This is a genomic window from Paenibacillus sp. FSL H8-0260, assembly GCF_045040625.1.
GTDB classification, from domain to species: domain Bacteria; phylum Bacillota; class Bacilli; order Paenibacillales; family Paenibacillaceae; genus Paenibacillus_AQ; species Paenibacillus_AQ odorifer.
Genome location: NZ_CP150298.1, coordinates 612,738 through 631,631, shown reverse-complemented (window position 1 = coordinate 631,631; position 18,894 = coordinate 612,738). Strand labels below are relative to the sequence as shown.

Sequence of the window (18,894 nt, the reverse complement as noted above, 5' to 3'; positions counted from 1 at the left end):
TGCCTAGCCCACCTTTCCGAGTAGGTATACAACCGTAAAGATGAAGACCCATACTACATCGATAAAATGCCAGTACATGGCTGACACATACACTTTTGGTGCAGTAACAACCGTTAACCCCTTGCGGGCGAGCTGCCCGATCAAGATGGAGATCCAAGCGATCCCGAAGGCTACGTGCGCACCATGAAATCCTACCAGTGTGTAGAATGCCGAGCTGAATGCACTTGTGGTCATTCCGAATTCTTCGTGTCTTACATATTGAGTAAACTCATAGATCTCCAAAACCAGGAAACCTAAACCTAAGCCTACAGTAACTAAAAGCCAATTCCGTAGCAGTGCCGGCCGATTTCTGTGCATCGCTTGAATAGCGAATACACTCGTCAGACTGCTTACCAGCAGGATGAATGTTGCAGCGGCAACAAGCGGCAGGTGAAACAGTTCATTCGCCGAAGGCCCCTCATTCGTCTGATTACGCAGTGCGAGAAAAGTAGCGAACAACGTGCCGAACAATACCGCTTCGCCGCCTAGAAACAACCAAAAGGCAAGAACCTTGTTGCGTCCTTCGAGCGTAGCTTTTTCCGGCTCGTGCGGAAAGGTATCCTTAGAAGCTTCTGCATGTGCCGTTGTCATGTCCGCTCACTTCCTTCCAGCTCTTCAGGTTCAATATGCCATCCGTGATCATCATACAGTGAACGCATCAGCATGGATCCAAATGTAATAATAAGACCGATGGCTGTAACGATATAATTATTAAACAGGAAACTCATAAAAGCATTGCCGAATTCATCACGGCTAAACATAAAGCCAAGCCCAGCGATAAAAATTCCGATAGACATCGTAAACGGTAAAATCGTTGCTGACGGCATATGAATTGAGCCCACCGGCTCTGCTGGTGTCATGCCTTTATTCCCTGCTACTTTTTCTTTCCAGAAGGCATCAATCCCCCGAATAAGAGGTGTTTGCTTGAAGTTATATTCTGGCGGCGGTGAAGGAATGGTCCATTCCAATGTACGTCCATCCTCCCACGGATCATTGCCTGCATCCGCTGGTTTTCTGGAAGTCAGGAAGATGTTCACCAAGAAAATAATCATACCAACACCCATAAGTCCTGCACCAATGGTACTGACTAGATTTAGCAAATCAAATTGCTGATTTGGTAAATAAGTAAATACGCGGCGCTGCATCCCCATAAGCCCAAGGAAATGCTGTACAAAAAAGGTCAGATGGAATCCGATGATAAACGTCCAGAAAGTCCACTTGCCCAGCGTCTCACTCAGCATCCTTCCGAACATTTTTGGCCACCAGTAGTGCAGACCTGCGAACAGGCCAAGCACCAAACCACCTACAATAACATAGTGGAAATGCGCTACAACAAAATACGTATCATGGAACTGAAAGTCAGCAGGTGCGGACGCCAGCATCACTCCAGTAACTCCCCCCATAGTAAATGTAGGAATAAATCCTACAGCGAACAGGTTAGGGGTTGTGAAACGTACTTGCCCGCCCCACATCGTGAACAACCAGTTAAAAATTTTAATCCCGGTTGGAACCGCAATTAACATCGTTGATACGGAGAACAACGCGTTAGCTACAGGTCCAAGTCCAGTTGTGAACATGTGGTGAGCCCAAACCATAAAACCTAAGAAGGCGATCAAGATGGTTGCAAACACCATGGAGCTATATCCGAACAGTCTTTTACGCGAAAAGGTTGGGATGACCTCGGAAATAATCCCGAAGGCAGGCAGAATGAGAATATACACTTCCGGGTGACCAAATATCCAGAAGATATGCTGCCATAGCACTGGACTTCCTCCGGCTCCGACTTCGAAGAAATTGGCTCCTAGAATCCGGTCGAATGTCAGTAGTACTAAACCTACTGTTATTGCTGGAAAAGCAAACAAAATAATGGCGGAAGTAATAAATGTAGTCCAGGCGAACATCGGCATCCGCATATAGGTCATTCCCGGCGCACGCATCGTAATGATCGTGGCTAGAAAGTTAATCCCCCCGATGAGGGTCCCTAATCCGGCAATTTGCAAGCCGATCGTATAGAAGTCTACACCGTGTGTAGTGCTGTATGTACTCGTAGATAGTGGGGTGTAGGCGGTCCACCCGGCATCAGGAGCACCACCCATAACCCAGCTAAGATTCAGTAGAATCCCGCCGAACAGGAAGGTCCAGAAACCAAGTGCATTTAGAAAAGGAAAGGCTACGTCACGTGCACCGATCTGTAGCGGAATGACGGCATTCATGAGTGCGAAGATGACTGGCATGACGCCGAGGAAGATCATCGTCGTACCATGCATGGTTATGAGTTCATTAAACGTTTGTGCATCCAAAAAGTTATTCATCGGCTTGATGAGCTGCCAACGAATCAGAAGCGCTTCAATTCCCCCGATGCCAAAAAATAATCCTCCGGCCCATAGGTACAAAATCGCGATTTTTTTGTGATCGACGGTTGTTAGCCAATCCATAAGTCCTGTATGGCGCTTCACACTGTGGCCGTGCCCCAGAGGCTTGGATGAATTCAAGGTATGCGCTGCTTGAGCCAAAGTTCGTCCCCCCTTTTCGAAAGTTCCGCCCGCCTTTAGGCTAAGGCATTAGTCCAGCTTATAGTTGGCCAGATACTCTGCAATGCCATCAATCTCAGCATCACTCAGGCCCAAATCTTTGGGGTTAGGCATCAGATTGCCTGGTTTTACGGATTGCGGGTCGTGCAGCCAGGTTTTGAGATTCTCTTCAATCGGCGCACCATCTTCCCTCGTGTCGTCGTTGAGCAGAATTCCAGCAATCGATTCCCGAGAACCAATTCCGGTCAAGTTCGGCGCATTATTAATCCCTTGATCACCTACAGCGTGGCAAGTCAGACATGCCGCTTTGAACTTCTCAGCTAAAGCAGGATCCTCTGGCAGCACAGCTACAGGTGCTTTCATAGAATCAATCCACTTTTGAAACTCTTGTTCACTAACTGATTTCACCTTAAATTCCATCAATCCATGAGAAGGTCCACATAGCTCCGCACATTTCCCACGGTAAACGCCTTCATTAGGCGCACTAAAGCTAAAGCGGTTAATCGTTCCAGCTGGGTTGGTATCGATTTTACCGGAAAGAGAAGGGACCCAGAAGGAGTGCAGCACATCTTTAGTTTCCAGTTCAAAGGCGATATCTTTGCCCACCGGAATAATCAGGTCCTGCGCTGTAGTTACCTTATAGTCGGTATACTCAAACTCCCACCAGTATTGGTGGCCGGTTACTTTAACCTTGATCGCATTCTTGTCATTGGAATGATCATCTCCAGCGGCAAACACAGCTTTAACCGTTGGCACGGCCAGTACTACAACAAGGATGAGCGGAATGACTGTCCAGAGAATCTCAAGTTTCATACTGCCCTCAACCTGCTCAGGGATTTCATTCTGACCCGGTCTTCTGCGGAAGCGGATCAGTACATAAGCTGCAATCGTAAAGACAATCAGCAACACCACGATCATAATGCTGATCGACAGCTCCATTAATCCGTAAGATCTGTCTGCTGCAGGTCCCTGTGGTCTGAGTACTGACAAGTCCTCACGACCGCACCCGGCAAGAAAGAGTCCAAACATAGCGGTCATGGGAAGGAGTCGCTTTACAGCCTGCCACGTTTTCATCATTGATCTACCCCGCTTTTCCCGATTTCGTAGATTCCTGTTTTTTTCTGTCAATTATAACAATCACTATTAATATAAGTTTAAGGGAAAGTTTTGTCAATCGTTCACAACTAGTTCACATTGTAATTTTCGACACAATAAATCCTTGTCCCATCTGGATTTTATAGCATTTTATGAAAACGCAAACAAATAAAAAATAATAAAGGAAGCGTATTCAATTTAAAATGTGTCTATTAATTCATTTGACTATTCTATGAGGAAGACTTTTCCTTATTCGTAAATGCGCATACAAAAAAAACCGATTCCAGCAACAAAAGTTGCTCGGGCACGGTTTATAAGAATCCTCGTGGATGTTATTACTCAAAATGATGTCTAAAGTTAAGCAAGTGACAAACGTATCTGTTAGCTAGGAGACGGATGAATTCATCCGTACCAACTCGTGTTCCACGACCATGGTCAGTTCTTCTTCATAGCCTCCTGTAATCCGATACTTTCGGACGTACTCCTTTACGAATTTCTTGGGATCTTTGGGCCGGAAAATGCGTGTCATTTCCCGTAGACTTTCCTTGACTTCGTTATGACCTTTACTTGCCATGATCAGTTCCCTCCCAAAACATTGAAAATGAATGCTCCGTTGTAGAGAATGCATGATGAAAAGTACGCCGTAACCTCGAATGCAAGTGAAGTATCCATTACACATACGTGGCTTGCACTATCCGTCAAAACGTGGAATCTAAAGCTAAATCTAGCCTTTGAAACACCGCCTTGCCGGTGAAGCAGGTTCGTCGTGATTTGGGCTGAGAGTAAGGACGCCTGATGAACGATAGCTCCTTGACACTTTTATTACCCGAAGAGCCACTTACTGAATCACTCCTTTCGGGCCTTATCGTTATATTGTATCATATTCCGGATTAACTTCCACCTTTCCTTGTAAAATGTACTATTTGGAAAATATTATTTTTAACAGCTGTCTTCGTAAGTCAGATGTCTCCAAACTGGTTAAAATACAATAACCTATACAGCAAGCGAAATTGTATTTATCAACAAATGAGAAGGAGATCTTTATGGCCCAGCCTGTAATTCCCCTAATGACTACCGCAACGCCAGAAGACACCGATACACGCCGGGAGGGTCTTGAACAAGCCCATCAAGCTATCCTAAAAGAATACCCCAAGATGCATAGCATGCTTATTGTGCGTCATGGAAAACTTATCTTCGAACGTTATTATAACGACCATCATGCTGGAGCATTAAATGATCTCCGTTCTGCCACCAAAAGTTTTGTCAGTGTCCTTACGGGAATCGCTATCGGCCGTGGAGAGATGCCTGATCTCCATATTTCTGTGTCCGAGGTCCTTCGCAAGCATATTCCATACCTTCACTCCCCACATCTCTCAAAAATTACACTCCGTCATCTTCTTACCATGACTTCCGGTTTTAGCTGGATCACAGGGAAGAAGCTTGGTGAACCGCTTGTTCGGAACCTCCATCGCAGCCGCCGCTGGGGTTCCTTTGGCCTTAGCTTGAACATTATTCCAGAACAAATCGGCCAGTTCCAATATCGAAGCATCGACTCACATCTAATCTCGATAATGATTAGTGAATCTACAGGTCTTGATGCATTTTCCTATGCAGCACAGCATTTATTCACTCCACTCCGAATGGCTAATACCGCTTGGTTACCTAGCCCCGAAGGACATAGCATGGGTCATATCGGTTTGCACCTAACGTCTCGGGATATGGCTAAATTCGGAATCTGCCTGCTGAATAATGGAGTGTTTGCAGAGCAGCAAATCATCCCAGAACATTGGTTGCAGGATGCACTTACCGCTCAAGCAAAGGGATATCCAGCGTTTGGTGATTACGGATATCAGTTTTGGATCGGTACGATGAGCGGGCAGCCCTACAAGCTCGCCCACGGGCATGGCGGGCAGCAGATTCTGCTCTTTCCCAATCTGGATGCTGTAGTGGTCTTTACAGCAGAGAGCAAGACAAACAACTGGAAGAACCCTCGCAGGCTGCTTGAAAAGTATGTTCTCCCTTCAATGAGCTAAACATACTTTTTCCTGACAAGTCATAGGCTTGTAAGGAAGAAGGATTCGAACAATCAAGCCCCTTCTTCTCCAAGCAGAAGGAGAGTGAGCCCATTGTCCCCTTTTAAATCATCCACCGGATTGCCCGATAATATAGCGGGCGCGTTATGTTACTTTTTCCCTTTTCTCGGCGGCGTCGTCTTTCTCGCATTGGAGAAACGCAGCCGCTTTGTGCTGTTCCATTCGCTGCAATCACTGATTACCTTCGGGGTGCTGATGATCCTCCACGTTCTAACCGGATTGGTCCCATTCCTCGGTCCCTTGATGAGTGCCCTCGTCTCTCTTTGCAGCTTTGGGGTGTGGCTGTTAATGATCTACCATGCCTTAAGTGGCAGGTGGTATAAACTTCCTTGGGCAGGTGATATCGCAGAAAGTCAGATTCGCCATCTGTAATCCCCCAAAAAGCAGCCCCTCTGATCGCTGAAAAGTATTCCCTTTTGCCCATCCACTCCTTACAATGTAGAAAGGGCATCAATGGAATTCTACAGGCTGGAGGAAATCATATGTATCTATTTATCATAAACCCGCGTTCCGGCGGGGGAGCAGGCGGCCGGACCTGGCATACTGTAGAGGCGCTCATGAAGGAGCGTTCGCTGCCTTTCATGTCCTTGTTTACGCACAGCGTAGAGGGTGCAGAAGCCCTTGTTTTAAATACACTAAAGCATCGCGAGGATTGGAAAGCCGTGATTGTAATCGGCGGTGACGGCACGCTCCATAGCATTTTGGGTGCACTTTGCGGCAAAGATATCCCCATGGGCGTAATTCCTGCCGGCTCCGGCAACGACACCGCCCGGGGGTTCGGCATTCCACTTTCGATAGAAGCCGCGCTGGAGGCCGCCCTTAGCGAGCGGTATATCGAAGCAGATCTGCTTTCAGGAGCAAACGGACTGACCGTAACAGCCGTTGCCAATGGCTTTGATGCTCAAGTGGCCGAGAATGTGAATGCCAGCCGATACAAAAGGCTGTGCAATGCCATTGGAGCAGGCCAGCTCGCGTATATCATCGGCATATTGCATACGCTGATGACATTCAAGCCCTGCCGGGTAAGTGTAGTCTGCGACGGCACGGAGCACGCCTTCGAGAAGGCATGGCTGGTCTCGATCTGCAACCTGCCCAGCTACGGCGGCGGGCTTTTGATCTGCCCGCAGGCAAAGGCCGATGACGGCCAGCTTGACGTCTGCGTCGTGCATGGGTGCAGCCGCGGGCAGTTGCTGCGGTTGTTCCCCACGGTACTGAAGGGCAAGCATGTGGCGTTGCCCTTCGTGTCTATGCTGCGCGGACGCAGCGTAGCTGTGGGCTTTGCCGAGGCCCGGCCTGCAATCGGCGACGGCGAGAGCCTCGGCAAAGGGCCGCTGGCCGTTCGCTGCGAGCCGGGGGCGCTGCGGGTGCTATCGCCGCTGGCAGCGGACAGCGTACAGCTGCCCGCCGACACTGCAGCGGCATGCGGCAGCAACGGGTAACCCTGACCCGTGCATACCATACACACAAAAAACAGCAAGCGACTGGTTCATTACCAAGTCGCTTGCTGTTTTGTATATCCTATAGCTTTTGACTGAGAATTCATTCCAAAAGCCTCAAATAAGAGGCTCTTCCTCGTCTTCCACGAAAGTGACTCTTCCGTCCTCCAGTGAAGCAATACGCACAAGTGATTCTACGCGATATCCCGCTTCCTGCAGCAGCCGATTTCCTGGCTGGAACGCTTTTTCGATCACAATACCAATTCCAACCACACTTCCCCCCGCCTGCTCAACAATACGGGCAAGTCCGAAGGCGGCTTCACCATTCGCCAAGAAATCGTCAACAATCAGCACCCGTTCTCCGGGAGCAATGAATTTCTTCGAAACGGTAATTTCATTCGTTTCTTTCTTCGTGAAGGAGTAGACCTTCTCCACGTAAATGTCTTCTGTCAGCGTCAGCGATTTCTGCTTACGGGCAAAAATCAGCGGAACCTCCAGCTCTAATGCTGTCATAATCCCCGGAGCAATCCCCGAGGATTCTATAGTCAGCACCTTCGTAATTTCTTCGCCAGCGAACCGGCGGATAAACTCACGGCCAACCTCACGCATCAGGAAGGGGTCCATCTGATGATTCAGAAAAGAATCCACCTTGAGCACTCCTTGCCCGAGTACAATACCTTCTTTCAACACTTTTTGTCTCAACAGCTCCATAGTGCTCCTCCTTCTCCCATCATTGAATCCATTCTCCCCACATTACAGACCTGTCGGCTTCTGAGGCAATAAATTTCCAACGATCGATTTTAAATTATGATCATCCTTGCTCTTTTCCTGACCGTTATCATAACCCGTAATTCGAATCTCCAAGAAATCCCCCGGATTTACCGGTTTAAAAATCAATTTTTCGCGGTCTTCCAGTCTCACGTTAAAATTCATATCCTTAAACATTTCGACTAATTCTGCTTCTCCAGGAGATGCTCCCTTATCCAGAAACAACAGTCCACGCAATTTTTTAGGACCATCATTGTGCACCACTTCAAAATGAACGATACATTCCATGCTTCTCACCTCCCTATGATAATAACTACTGCGCCTGTTCTTCCCCATCATCGCCTTGATCATACATAACATATTTGCTATGAATTTTGCTGTAACGTTCTCCATAACGCTCTACTAATTCTGCGCCCATATCCTGCTCCAGCTCGAACAAGACCATTTCCTGTGTGAAATGATTCAACAGCAGCTCCACTAACACCGGGTGCTCTGTTACCACTGCTTGCGCCGACCCATCATCATAACGCATCCCCAGCATACACCAGCTCCGGTCAATCACAAATGAGAACTTCCGTCCATCCGCCCGCTGCGAATTTTTTCCGAATGACGGCCATACCGGGTAAGAGGCAGCAGCAGCATTGCCACCGTCAAAAGCCCATAAAAGCCTAACGCCACGCAGTTCGGCCTGTTCAAGTTCGCTCCGCAGAAGCGACGCTTCCTCGCGCCACATATCCACTACAATCTCCTGCTCTGCCATGTTAAGCTGGCGAATCAGCGCCCCCATTACATTGCGGTCGCCCTCTACATTATAAAAAGAAGGACTAACAGGCCCCCCGCGAGGCATCTCACTTTCCATATAAGCCAGCGAAGCTTGAACTCTTCCCGAGATCATCGTCGCCAGCTCCTCCGGATTGAGAACACTATACCGCGCAGGCTCTCCTTCACCACATCGTACATATCCCTGCTGTGTTAGGCGCTGAAGCGCCGCATACACATTTGATCTTGAAACTCCGAGCTGTTTGGCAACCTCATAGCCAGAAGCCTGACCTTTAGTCGCAAGCTCGACCATGATTTTGGACTCCATCTCCGTGAAGCCCAGATTGCGCAGATGCAGCAGCAGCTGTTCCATCTTGTTGTCCCCCTAAGCCCTAAGCTGACTGATATCTGTACTATATTTGCTCCGATCCACAACGCGGGCACCATAAGGAGCCCTTTGGCAATTCATTCCGACAGATTTGACACTTAATCATATCACGAACACCACTGTCCTGGGTGACTGCGGACTCGTCCTGATGTTCATTCGCGTTCCAATCGCGGATGCGACGATCCAGCTCAAGCTGTCTTTGTCTTTCCCGTTCCAGCTGATCAGCATGTCTGCGATCCCGTTCAATGTCATGTTCGTTCGCCGCATATTCCTCCAATGGCAGCTCATCATCCTCTGAAGGCAGGATCTCAGAATACACCACACTTTGCGGATGGAGCTTCATTGCAATCTCCTTCTCTTCATCCGTTAGCTCATCCGCACCATAGTATTGATCCTCATCCTCTTCGTCCTCATCCACAGTTTTGACGAATACCGGCGGTGACGGAATCTTTCTTGATGTGGTTAGCTCCTCCAGCTTACTTCCACACTTTGGACAAAAATTTGCATCGAGCGCCACAACATTGCCACAAGAACATAACCGTTCATTTTTCAGTTCAGCAATTCTTGCGCGTTGGACTTCAATTTTTTCCTGAAGCTTGGAACAGGTCCGTGCCAGTTCTACCATTTTGCCTTCAGCTACAGACATATCCTTAGAGCGATACCCTTCATAAAAAAGCCTGCCCATTTTCGTGAATTCCACTTCCATCTCACGTTCAATATCGGAAATAAGCCCGTTCAGCTTGCCGATCTCAACAGAGCTTTGTGCTTTTTCGGTAACCCGGCTCGCACTATCTTTGATTCGTTTCATAAAACTCATTACAGTTCCTCCCTCTCCAGCGATACGTGTTTCTATCATACCAAATGTATCGAACAGATTCATTAATGTGCTTTAATACGCGATTTAGCGGAGAATGTTCCTATAAATTCTTATTTCCCCTGATTTCAGACGTTATTTTGCGTCAGGGGTTCTACATCGGTTAAAATAGAATTAATCACAAATAACGAAATTGGGAGAGTTTCAGTGGAAGAACATGACAGCACACAGCTTACGCTAAAACAGATGCAGGTACACGTTAAGGATCTGCAACATTGGCAAGATAACGAGGATTTCACAAATCTTATCAATGAGTTCAAGTCTCTGCCAGCACTCTATCGCCATGCACTAAACGATCTTGAGAATAAAATCGATGTGATCAAAACGGAATGGCAGGTCCGTGACGGCTTCAGTCCCATCGAGCATGTTAAATGCCGAATTAAAGAACCCAAGAGCATCCTTCAAAAGATGGAGCGCAAAGGTTTCGAGTTCAACTTGGAAAATATGGAGCAGCACATTCACGATATTGCAGGTATGCGGATTGTATGTGCTTTTGTTAAAGATATTTACCGTCTGGTTGATCACCTCAGCACACGCGAAGACATTCGCGTATTGGAGATCAAAGATTATATAGCCCATCCCAAGCCGAATGGGTATCAAAGCCTGCATCTTATCGTCGCAATTCCGCTCGTCCTGCTGGAAGGAACACGCTGGGTCAAAGCCGAAATACAGCTGCGAACCCTAGCCATGGACTTCTGGGCAAGTATGGAACATATTCTGTATTATAAATTCGATAAGCAGCTTCCTTCGCATGTTGCGGAGGAATTGAAGGATGCCGCACGCGCCGCCGATGAACTGGATCAAAAAATGCTGCGCCTACGCCGCGAGATTCTGGAACTTGCAGAAGGGGAATCCCCTGCCGGCGGGCAGGTTTAAGCTTTCATATTTCTACATTTCTCAAAAATTAAGGGGATGTCTCATAAGCCATGACAATGGCTGCTGGGACACCCCCTTCTTTTTAATCGATTAGGCCGTTTGATCATTACCCTTCGCCGCCGAAGCAAGGTGCTATCGGACACAGCCGATCTTATTCGCAAAATAATCCTCCATTTTGCATACTAACGGACCCCAAAGTCGCTAACGGCATAAAAAACACCCGATCTGCGCCCTACTATATGAAATAGCTGCACTGGAGTCCGAAAACATGCTGGATAGGCGATAAATGTGTGAATAACGCCTCCTGAGTCCCTAAACCTCAACCAACGGCTAATCATGACCCGGCGTTCCGCTGTATTCAGCCTCAAGGCTTACTAACCAAAGGCTTCCATGTGACGCCGCCATCTGTAGTGGTCTGTAGAAATCCTGGACCCGCCAACCAGCCGTTTTTCGGCGTAACGAACTGAATGTTTTCTGCCTTCGCGAATAGCTGTGATGTCGCAATCAACCTCCAGCTTACACCCCCGTTGACAGTCGCCACCAGTTTGCCGCCCTCCTGCAAAGCCCAACCTTCACGAGCGTTCAGCCATGTTGTTCTCGCTGCCTCAGTACCGAGCAATTGAGGGCCAAGCTTCCATGTCCTGCCTCCGTTATCACTTGTGTAAAACACCATACTTCGAATCCCATCGTCAACGATCTCCAGCGGCAGGATGCCTTTCATATTGTCTTTGCCTGAGAATTTAGGCGGATAACTATTACTGTAAGTAAAGGCTGCCAGAGCAGCTGGCTTCTTTAATTGCTCCGGCTTCCAGCTCTTCCCGCCATCCGTAGTTCTGAATGTTAAAATGTATTCTTGCCCATGGTTGCTGGAGGTGATCCAGCCATTCTGGGAATCCTGAAAGGTTATCCCTGTTGGATAGGCTTTAATACTCCCCGTTAGATTTCCGATTCGCTTCCAGCTGTTCCCGCCATCAGCCGTGCGATACAAGGATTTCTCCATCATCCCGAGACCAGGTTCTGAATCCAGCAACACATACCCGTTATTCACATCGATAAAATGAATAAAACCGCCACTGTATCCTTGCTCCCAATCCTCCGTGACGGGGAGTTTTGTCTCCTTCCAGGTCTGGCCCTGATCAGAGGTATGATAGATCTGAATAGGTTGACCCATACCATGACTACTAATAATCCAGCCATTTGTGGCATTCAGGAAAAAGCTTGCTGCGGCAAAGATGCCTGTTTCTTGTGGAATAGGAACGATATTGCTGTCCGGATGGTACCAACTACTTCCTCCATCGTTCGTAGTCCATAATCCAGTCTCGTCTATTCCCCATCCATGCTTTATGTCATTCATGCGAAATTTAGCAGGATACCCCTGCAAAGAATTCATCTTCGTCTTCAGCTCAGCGGTATTTGTCCCCATACTCGAATCTAAACCAAGATTATCGTTTACCATGTAGGATTGCAGAAATAACCCAGCAATGATTATCGGGGCAAAAACGGCATATAGTCTCAAATGAAATCCTCCTTTTTCCATTTCCTTCTATTCTATAATCATAGACAGAGTTTAATGGTAAAAGGTTACAGAAGCATTACACAAAGAAGAAGCCGCCTCCTCAGATAGGATGCGGCTTCTCTAAACTCCACTGCTGTTTAATTACGCCTTACTTGCACGACGGGCAGCAGCTTCTGCTACTCGATTCATAATCAAAGTTAGGCCTTCTAGAGCCTTAGGTGTCTGAGGCAGCAAAGCTCCCCAGTCTTCCGTTACCGCTGCTACTACCGGCGATGAAGGAAATGGCCTAGCCGTAATCTCATGGAACTGCGGTCCCGGCTGGTGAAGCGAACCTTCAGCAGCCGCTTCTGCAAGCCATTCTCCAGAAGAAATTGCGGGGCCCTTGCGCTCTAGCCGTGCTAATTCTGTTGCAAGCTCACTAGCTGGGGCTGCCTCTGTCTCAGAATCATCGGCAGCTATATCAGTTTCAGCCCAAAGGGCAAATATTCCATCCAGGAGTTCTCCCTTAGTAAATCCTCTCAGAGAAAGCGCCAGCAGCGGCTCTTCAGCAAGTCGTTCTTTTATAAGCTGCAGAGTCTCCGCCTGGTTCTCTAACCCTTCCCCCTCAAAGAGGGCTTGCTCCAGCTCAGTATCTGTAGGCAGAAGCTCCAGTTCCGCCAGCCCACCCGTCAATCTCCCTTGCAGCAAAGCAAATACCTCATCCGGACTTAGCGCCAGACGCCGCAATATTTCTTTTCTACGGGCAGCATGCCATACTGGAACCTTCAGAGAGAGAGGTTGCTCCGTTCTTTGTCCCTGAGGAACAGCAGAAGTACCGACATTCCATTCACCTTTTGCCCGCGACCCTCCCGTCACTTTCCCGGGCGAAGCCGTCCATGCTGCTTTTACTAATCCAGGCACAACTTCCAGCCGCATCTCTAACAGTTCACTCATTGTTCGATCCCTCCGTATTGCTCATGTCTTTCTTTACATCCAATCCTGATCCTGCAGTTCAATAAGCTCCTTCAGTTCATGATTAGACATCTCGGTCAACCATGTTTCACCAGAACCAACAACCTGCTCCGAAAGGCTTTTCTTCCGCTCAATTAATTCGTCAATACGTTCCTCCAGCGTTCCTTGGCAAATCAGCTTATGAACTTGTACGTTCTTATCCTGCCCAATTCGGAAAGCCCGGTCTGTCGCCTGATTCTCCACTGCCGGATTCCACCAGCGATCGTAATGAATAACATGATTGGCCCGGGTTAGGTTCAAACCTACTCCGCCCGCTTTAAGAGATAACACGAAGAAGGCTGGACCCTTGCCCTCTTGAAAATCATGCACCATCTCGTCCCGCTCCCGTTTTGGAATCCCCCCATGAAGGAACAGCGGCGATGTACCATAACGCTTAGTAAGCTTGCTCACCAGCAGCTCACCCATCGCTACGTATTGCGTAAAGATCAACACAGATTCGCCAACTTCAGCGACACTGTCCAGCACCTCGAACATAACCTCCATTTTACCGGAATGTTCATTGCGTGGACTCCGTCCTTCTTCTTTCCGGAATAGCTGAGGATGATCGCAAATCTGCTTCAGCTTCGTCAGAGAGGATAACACCAGTCCACGGCGAGCCATACCACTGCTCTCCCCGATCACACCGAGCATTTCATCCACGACACCCTGATACAGGGCAGCTTGGGTCTCGGTCAGCGGGCAATAAGACTTCAGCTCCAGCTTCTCCGGTAAATCCTTAGAAATATCCGGGTCACTCTTCAGACGCCGCAACAGGAAGGGGGATACCAAGCGATGTAGCTCCCGCAGGCGTTCCCCACCTTCACCAGACACATAACGCTGCCGGAAGGAATGATAGGTTCCTAAATAGCCCGGGTTTAAAAAGTGGAAAATAGACCATAACTCGCCAAGTCTGTTCTCTACCGGAGTACCTGTCATAGCTATGCGATGCGGCGCTGATAACTTCATCACACTCTGCGCCTGCTTCGTACGGTGATTTTTAATATATTGAGCTTCATCCAGCACCACTGTTGACCACTGGACATTGGCTAAATCCTCACTGTCACGGCCTGCCAAATGATAGGTCGTCAGTACGATATCATGACTGGTTGCCAGTTCTAAGAAGCTATCTCCCCGAACACGGCGTCCACCATGATGTATGTGTACATTAAGCGAAGGTGCAAAGCGCTGCAGCTCCCGCTGCCAGTTGCCAAGAAGCGATGTTGGGCAGAGAATCAGTACAGGCTCCTGCTTCTCTTCAGGGGGAGCACTTAACGCCCGGTCCAGCAGGCAGGTGATAACCTGCACCGTTTTACCTAGACCCATATCATCGGCGAGGCATACCCCAAAACCCAGACCACTGAGCTCGGCCAGCCACTGATAACCCCGCTCCTGATAAGGTCTTAAAGTTCCATGCAGACCCTCAGGTACAGGACGCACCGGAAGATTACGTAATACATCTCCGCGCATAAGTGATGCCAACAGCCCGGATGTCTCCATTCCAGTGACGGACATTCCTTTCCAGAGCCGATCTTCACCATCCTCGGCTTCTAGACGCATCCAATCCGCGGCAGTCATTTCTCCGTTTTCATGGCGTTTCATATATCTAAGAACCTGGCGGATTTCTTTAGGATCTATCTCGATCCATTCCCCGCGGAAACGTACAAAAGGTACACCGGCCTCTACTAATGCATTTAATTCTTCCTCACTAATCGTACTATCTCCAAGCGAGGCCTCAATACGGAACGAGATCAGCTCTTCCATACCCAGAGCTGCGGGCGCAGGGCTATCGCCCCCGTTCACGCCTGGCTGCATTTTCATCTTCATGCCAATGCGGCGGCGTCCCTCACGGCTCCAGCGCGAAGGCATCTGCACCGTTATTCCCCGATCGCGCAGCTGCTGCACCGTCTCCTTCAAAAAGAAATAAAGACGCTCCGGTTCCAAATCCGCCCCCGTAGGCGCAGGCTTAGCAAGAGCGCGCTGAATATCCGGCGATATCTTCGCAGCCCGGCCCAGCGCTATAAGCAGCTGCTGCTGGATATTGCGATAGCGTTTACCCCATAACGTAAACTCTCGTTCTTTACTACTCCAGATCGATTTGGCGGGAAACCAGAATTCCCCTTCTTCCTTATTCTCCGCCCAGAAGGTTAACCGCCAGACTTCATTATTGTCTTCTGGCGGCTCCAGCCGTAACCCAAGACCCAGCTGCCCGCTCCGTGCTTCCTCTGGTTCTGAATGTGGCACATCGCTGCCAGCGGTCTCGTTCACAGTGACCAAAAGGTCTGTCACCTCTGCCGGAGTTCCTTGCACGGGTATATCTCGGCTTCCCGTGAGAAGGCTATTCCACCACAGTTCTGTTAAAGGGGAATAACCCCGGCGATAATTCGCTTTATAAGGGAGTAACTCACTTTCAATGCCCGCAATTACTTTTTTTATCTCAGCAGTCATTACAGCCTGCATAAAGGAGTAAAGCACATATGCTCCAGCCTCATCACGAGAGGATAAATCCCCTGCCTCTGCGATATGCGTTCCTAGTGCAAGAACAGGCATGGATGCTGCCAGCTGCAGAAAGATCTCTTTGTCCTCCTGCTTTCGGAAAGCTGGCGACCAGCAGACCGTCGCCGCCTGTTCGCCGCCGCGGCGACGTGAGCCCACAGGGCGTGGTGGCAAGGCCCCCGGCGTAATCCCGCCCGTACCCATCAGCTCCAGCGCAAAACGTGCCGCTGCTGCCCAGTAACGCAGTTCGCCGCCTGGCTCCACTCCCTGATCTCGGCATAACGTCTCATCCCATGCCAGAAGCAGTTGAAATGCATCGCTAGGAACCAAGGCGAGCCCTTCGAACGTTCGTCCGGGCAATCCGCGCCGGGCTGGCTTCCCCTCTACAGGGGGAGCCGGATATTTCACTTCTGCCAGACGCAGAGCAGCAGTTGCAAAAGGACGCACTCCTCCCTGTAGCTCCATCCGCTTCACTACGCGAGTCCAAGCGTCAACCTTCGGCTCCGAAGTTTCGCCAGAGAAGCAAAATAAAACGTCCCCTAACCATATTGCATACAGATGCTTAGTCATCGGTGATCTCCTGTCTTTTAAGCAAGCAAAAAAAGAACCAGCCCCCTACCATCAGGAAGGGTAACTGCAACCTTTTCCGCGAGAAATAAATTTTGAAGCTATACAAGTAGAAGCCGCTTCTTCCTCTTTTAGAGAGGCGATGCGCTCCTGCGGTAAATATAAGGATAAAGAACTAGGACAAAACTTATATTTTCTTGAATCTTCATCTCTTCATCTTATACGAAAAAGCGCTGATTTAAAAACATTTCTGCATATTTTCTGTAGATTTTTATGAAATAAAGTTGAAGGATATAGAAACACCCAGTAATTTGATTCATTTAAAATACCCCGCACTACTGCCCTGCTATCCAAGAATGTTATGACTCACTAGTCACTTCTTTTCTTTTTATAGTCTTAATTAGGCCAAAAAGGGGTATATTCTAAATAAGCAACACCCTATTAAAAAAGCTAGGGAGTGAATTATTTGAGACGTTATAATCCTTATAAATGGTGGAACCTCGTATTCTTTGTGGGTGTAATTATCGTAAATGTGCTGGCGGTAACCTTGCCTTTGGGCGGAAACAGTACAGGAGAAATCTCTGACAAATATAAGACTTACATGACTCCTGCTGGCTACGCGTTCTCCATTTGGTCGCTGATCTACCTCTTGTTAGCCGGTTTCGTTATTTATCAATTCCGCTCCTATACAAGTTCTAGGGATTCTGTACGAGCTATTTCGTTCTGGTTTATCCTGAGCTGTGTTTTTAATATGAGCTGGCTTTTCCTCTGGCAGTATCTATACATCGAGCTTTCTTTGATTGCCATGGTGTTAATGTTAATTTCCATCATTGTTATCTATCGCCGAACGCGCCAGATTGCAAATCCTACTTCAGGTGAGAAATGGCTGATCAAGCTACCCTTTAGTATATACCTTGGCTGGATCTCTGTGGCGACTATCGTGAATGTTAGCGTTGTTCTGGAGAAAAATCATTGGGATGGGTTTGGACTTAGCGGGATAACCTGGGCCGTGATCATGCTCTGCGTGGGGACACTGCTTGCGGTGTTAGTCAGCTACCCTAACCGAGACAGCATCTATCCTCTGGTCTTCGTATGGGCTTTCATCGCGATCGCCTTGGAACATAGAGAAGCTAATGCAGTCTTTGTAACGGGCACAGTAACGGCAGGTCTTCTGCTGCTCTACAGCATTTGGCTATTGCTCACACCACGCCGCAGAAGATACAGCAGATACTGATTGTCCTCTTGATAATATAAAAGGCAGGCTAAGAAGGTGATCCTCCTTAACCTGCCTTTTTTTGTAGAATAATCTAGAAGTGCGAAATCATATTTATTTCTTACGTGCTACCGCTTCGATCTCAACAAGTCCGTCTTTGGGCAGCCGAGCAACCTCAATGGCACTGCGGGCAGGATAAGGTTCTTTAAAGAAAGTGCTGTAAACCTCGTTAACTGCTGCAAAATCATTCATATCTTTTAGGAATACGGTGGTCTTCACTACATGATCCAGTGATGCACCAGCTTCCTCAAGAATAGCTTGTACATTGCTAAGTGCTTGACGAGCTTGTTCCTGAACGCCTTCAGCCAAATTCCCTGTCTCGGGATTAAGGCCCAGTTGTCCTGAAGTGTATACCCAACTACCGGTGGTAATGGCTTGACTATAAGGACCAATGGCTCCTGGTGCTTTTGTAGTAGCTACTTGTTTTTTACTCATCTTGTTACCCCTCTCCATTAAACGCTGATCATTTATTGTCCATTGTAAGTCCTATTCTCACCGTAATGCAAATTTATTAGCAGCCCGAAAAACTTAACGTTTTCCAATCACATGTATTACTTCATTCGTGTAGATATGCAGACCATGCGTGTCAGCAGAGGCAATATTAACCATAGCTCTCGCCACAGTTACACCAGGTATGGCACGATATTTAGCCGCTTTGCCAACCATCACAAACTCCAGTGCTTTCATCAATCTAGCCGCGACGCGTTCTCCCAGTCTGAATTCCTCACGATGACCCAGCAGCAAGGATGGCCGAAACAAATGCAGCCCTTGAAAACCGATTTTGCTTAACGCTTCCTCTGCTCTCCCCTTAGTCCGACTGTAGAAATTGCGCGATTTGGCATCTGCCCCCATGGATGAAACAACCAAGAACTGTTTAACACCGTGATCTCTCGCAATAGCAGCAGCTGCAAGCGGATAATCCAGATCGACACGTTCGAACTGCTCTTGTGAACCTGCCTTCTTGATCGTAGTCCCGAGGCAACAGAAGATGGAATGAACGCCTTCGAACGAATCGCTATACTCCGCCAGGCTCTCCCAATCCACAACGATTTGCTTAAGCTTAGGATGTTCTAAAGCTAATGGAGTCCGTACAAGCACTCTCACCTCACCCCAACCTTCACGATTCAGCAATTCCTCCGTAACCGCTTTCCCTACTAATCCAGTAGCCCCTAATACCAACGCAATCCTTAACATGG

At 48.3% G+C, this 18,894-nt stretch carries 18 protein-coding genes; 5 read left to right on the top strand and 13 right to left on the bottom strand.

Going from position 1 to position 18,894, the window contains the following annotated elements; all coding sequences use genetic code 11:
• Nucleotides 1-3: 3 nt before the first annotated feature.
• The 4 genes from MHI51_RS02775 to MHI51_RS02760 form a co-directional block, all read right to left on the bottom strand.
• On the bottom strand, nucleotides 4-630 hold the full coding sequence (locus MHI51_RS02775; RefSeq protein ID WP_038568531.1) for a cytochrome (ubi)quinol oxidase subunit III: 627 nt from the start codon (nucleotides 628-630) through the stop codon (nucleotides 4-6).
• Nucleotides 627-2,474, bottom strand: coding sequence for a cytochrome c oxidase subunit I (ctaD, locus tag MHI51_RS02770; RefSeq protein ID WP_076124740.1), 1,848 nt, complete (start codon nucleotides 2,472-2,474; stop codon nucleotides 627-629). The genes MHI51_RS02775 and ctaD overlap by 4 nt, the downstream gene beginning before the upstream one ends.
• A gap of 126 nt (nucleotides 2,475-2,600) precedes the next feature.
• Nucleotides 2,601-3,647, bottom strand: a complete 1,047-nt coding sequence (gene coxB / locus MHI51_RS02765; RefSeq protein ID WP_076124488.1) for a cytochrome c oxidase subunit II — start codon at nucleotides 3,645-3,647, stop codon at nucleotides 2,601-2,603.
• A gap of 403 nt (nucleotides 3,648-4,050) precedes the next feature.
• Nucleotides 4,051-4,239 (bottom strand): hypothetical protein, encoded by a 189-nt coding sequence (locus tag MHI51_RS02760; RefSeq protein ID WP_019913840.1) that lies wholly within the window; start codon nucleotides 4,237-4,239, stop codon nucleotides 4,051-4,053.
• A 469-nt stretch (nucleotides 4,240-4,708) separates the two neighbouring features.
• Between MHI51_RS02760 and MHI51_RS02755 the strand changes: the two genes are divergently transcribed.
• From MHI51_RS02755 to MHI51_RS02745, 3 genes are all read left to right on the top strand, one after another.
• Entirely contained in the window at nucleotides 4,709-5,698 is a 990-nt protein-coding gene (locus MHI51_RS02755) for a serine hydrolase (RefSeq protein ID WP_076276043.1), read from the top strand.
• A gap of 93 nt (nucleotides 5,699-5,791) precedes the next feature.
• Complete coding sequence (locus tag MHI51_RS02750; protein WP_036682511.1) at nucleotides 5,792-6,130, top strand: DUF4870 domain-containing protein; 339 nt, start codon at nucleotides 5,792-5,794, stop codon at nucleotides 6,128-6,130.
• Nucleotides 6,131-6,240: 110 nt separating this feature from the next.
• Nucleotides 6,241-7,197, top strand: coding sequence for a diacylglycerol kinase family protein (locus tag MHI51_RS02745; protein ID WP_076193704.1), 957 nt, complete (start codon nucleotides 6,241-6,243; stop codon nucleotides 7,195-7,197).
• Nucleotides 7,198-7,311: 114 nt separating this feature from the next.
• On the opposite strand, the gene MHI51_RS02740 is transcribed toward MHI51_RS02745, so the two are convergent.
• Genes MHI51_RS02740 through MHI51_RS02725 form a run of 4 tightly spaced genes read right to left on the bottom strand, consistent with a single transcriptional unit; the run spans nucleotide 7,312 to nucleotide 9,926 of the window.
• Nucleotides 7,312-7,905 carry a xanthine phosphoribosyltransferase gene (locus tag MHI51_RS02740; RefSeq protein ID WP_076276042.1) on the bottom strand — a complete coding sequence of 198 codons (594 nt, stop codon included), beginning with the start codon at nucleotides 7,903-7,905 and terminating at the stop codon, nucleotides 7,312-7,314.
• A 42-nt stretch (nucleotides 7,906-7,947) separates the two neighbouring features.
• Nucleotides 7,948-8,250 carry a hypothetical protein gene (locus tag MHI51_RS02735; protein WP_038568522.1) on the bottom strand — a complete coding sequence of 101 codons (303 nt, stop codon included), beginning with the start codon at nucleotides 8,248-8,250 and terminating at the stop codon, nucleotides 7,948-7,950.
• 25 nt (nucleotides 8,251-8,275) lie between these two features.
• Nucleotides 8,276-9,094, bottom strand: coding sequence for a TrmB family transcriptional regulator (locus MHI51_RS02730; protein ID WP_076124492.1), 819 nt, complete (start codon nucleotides 9,092-9,094; stop codon nucleotides 8,276-8,278).
• A gap of 40 nt (nucleotides 9,095-9,134) precedes the next feature.
• A complete protein-coding gene (locus MHI51_RS02725) occupies nucleotides 9,135-9,926 on the bottom strand; it encodes a zinc ribbon domain-containing protein (protein ID WP_076276041.1) in 792 nt (263 codons plus the stop codon).
• A gap of 243 nt (nucleotides 9,927-10,169) precedes the next feature.
• Here MHI51_RS02725 and MHI51_RS02720 point away from each other — a divergent pair, with 243 nt between their 5' ends.
• Nucleotides 10,170-10,859 carry a GTP pyrophosphokinase family protein gene (locus tag MHI51_RS02720; protein ID WP_051491247.1) on the top strand — a complete coding sequence of 230 codons (690 nt, stop codon included), beginning with the start codon at nucleotides 10,170-10,172 and terminating at the stop codon, nucleotides 10,857-10,859.
• A 364-nt stretch (nucleotides 10,860-11,223) separates the two neighbouring features.
• Here the strand turns inward: MHI51_RS02720 and MHI51_RS02715 are convergent, their stop codons facing one another.
• The 3 genes from MHI51_RS02715 to MHI51_RS02705 form a co-directional block, all read right to left on the bottom strand.
• Nucleotides 11,224-12,375 (bottom strand): YCF48-related protein, encoded by a 1,152-nt coding sequence (locus tag MHI51_RS02715; RefSeq protein WP_076276040.1) that lies wholly within the window; start codon nucleotides 12,373-12,375, stop codon nucleotides 11,224-11,226.
• A 141-nt stretch (nucleotides 12,376-12,516) separates the two neighbouring features.
• Nucleotides 12,517-13,308 carry a hypothetical protein gene (locus MHI51_RS02710; protein WP_076124497.1) on the bottom strand — a complete coding sequence of 264 codons (792 nt, stop codon included), beginning with the start codon at nucleotides 13,306-13,308 and terminating at the stop codon, nucleotides 12,517-12,519.
• Nucleotides 13,309-13,341: 33 nt separating this feature from the next.
• Entirely contained in the window at nucleotides 13,342-16,428 is a 3,087-nt protein-coding gene (locus MHI51_RS02705; RefSeq protein ID WP_405173560.1) for a DEAD/DEAH box helicase, read from the bottom strand.
• A gap of 463 nt (nucleotides 16,429-16,891) precedes the next feature.
• Here MHI51_RS02705 and MHI51_RS02700 point away from each other — a divergent pair, with 463 nt between their 5' ends.
• Nucleotides 16,892-17,659 carry a TspO/MBR family protein gene (locus MHI51_RS02700; protein ID WP_076124500.1) on the top strand — a complete coding sequence of 256 codons (768 nt, stop codon included), beginning with the start codon at nucleotides 16,892-16,894 and terminating at the stop codon, nucleotides 17,657-17,659.
• Between the two features lie 93 nt (nucleotides 17,660-17,752).
• Here MHI51_RS02700 and MHI51_RS02695 read toward each other — a convergent pair whose 3' ends face one another.
• Entirely contained in the window at nucleotides 17,753-18,133 is a 381-nt protein-coding gene (locus MHI51_RS02695) for a RidA family protein (protein ID WP_036682524.1), read from the bottom strand.
• A 93-nt stretch (nucleotides 18,134-18,226) separates the two neighbouring features.
• Entirely contained in the window at nucleotides 18,227-18,892 is a 666-nt protein-coding gene (locus MHI51_RS02690) for an oxidoreductase (RefSeq protein ID WP_076124502.1), read from the bottom strand.
• Between the last annotated feature and the right edge of the window lie 2 nt (nucleotides 18,893-18,894).

Excerpts from the sequence above, each read along its gene's own strand:
- coxB (WP_076124488.1), bottom strand. The coding sequence starts at position 3,647 with ATGATGAAAACGTGGCAGGCTGTAAAGCGACTCCTTCCCATGACCGCT.
- MHI51_RS02725 (WP_076276041.1), bottom strand. The coding sequence starts at position 9,926 with ATGAGTTTTATGAAACGAATCAAAGATAGTGCGAGCCGGGTTACCGAA.
- MHI51_RS02710 (WP_076124497.1), bottom strand. The coding sequence starts at position 13,308 with ATGAGTGAACTGTTAGAGATGCGGCTGGAAGTTGTGCCTGGATTAGTA.
- MHI51_RS02720 (WP_051491247.1), top strand. The coding sequence starts at position 10,170 with ATGCAGGTACACGTTAAGGATCTGCAACATTGGCAAGATAACGAGGAT.
- MHI51_RS02730 (WP_076124492.1), bottom strand. The coding sequence starts at position 9,094 with ATGGAACAGCTGCTGCTGCATCTGCGCAATCTGGGCTTCACGGAGATG.
- MHI51_RS02755 (WP_076276043.1), top strand. The coding sequence starts at position 4,709 with ATGGCCCAGCCTGTAATTCCCCTAATGACTACCGCAACGCCAGAAGAC.
- MHI51_RS02775 (WP_038568531.1), bottom strand. The coding sequence starts at position 630 with ATGACAACGGCACATGCAGAAGCTTCTAAGGATACCTTTCCGCACGAG.
- MHI51_RS02760 (WP_019913840.1), bottom strand. The coding sequence starts at position 4,239 with ATGGCAAGTAAAGGTCATAACGAAGTCAAGGAAAGTCTACGGGAAATG.
- MHI51_RS02695 (WP_036682524.1), bottom strand. The coding sequence starts at position 18,133 with ATGAGTAAAAAACAAGTAGCTACTACAAAAGCACCAGGAGCCATTGGT.
- MHI51_RS02705 (WP_405173560.1), bottom strand. The coding sequence starts at position 16,428 with ATGACTAAGCATCTGTATGCAATATGGTTAGGGGACGTTTTATTTTGC.
- MHI51_RS02735 (WP_038568522.1), bottom strand. The coding sequence starts at position 8,250 with ATGGAATGTATCGTTCATTTTGAAGTGGTGCACAATGATGGTCCTAAA.
- MHI51_RS02745 (WP_076193704.1), top strand. The coding sequence starts at position 6,241 with ATGTATCTATTTATCATAAACCCGCGTTCCGGCGGGGGAGCAGGCGGC.
- MHI51_RS02740 (WP_076276042.1), bottom strand. The coding sequence starts at position 7,905 with ATGGAGCTGTTGAGACAAAAAGTGTTGAAAGAAGGTATTGTACTCGGG.
- MHI51_RS02690 (WP_076124502.1), bottom strand. The coding sequence starts at position 18,892 with ATGTTAAGGATTGCGTTGGTATTAGGGGCTACTGGATTAGTAGGGAAA.
- ctaD (WP_076124740.1), bottom strand. The coding sequence starts at position 2,474 with ATGGATTGGCTAACAACCGTCGATCACAAAAAAATCGCGATTTTGTAC.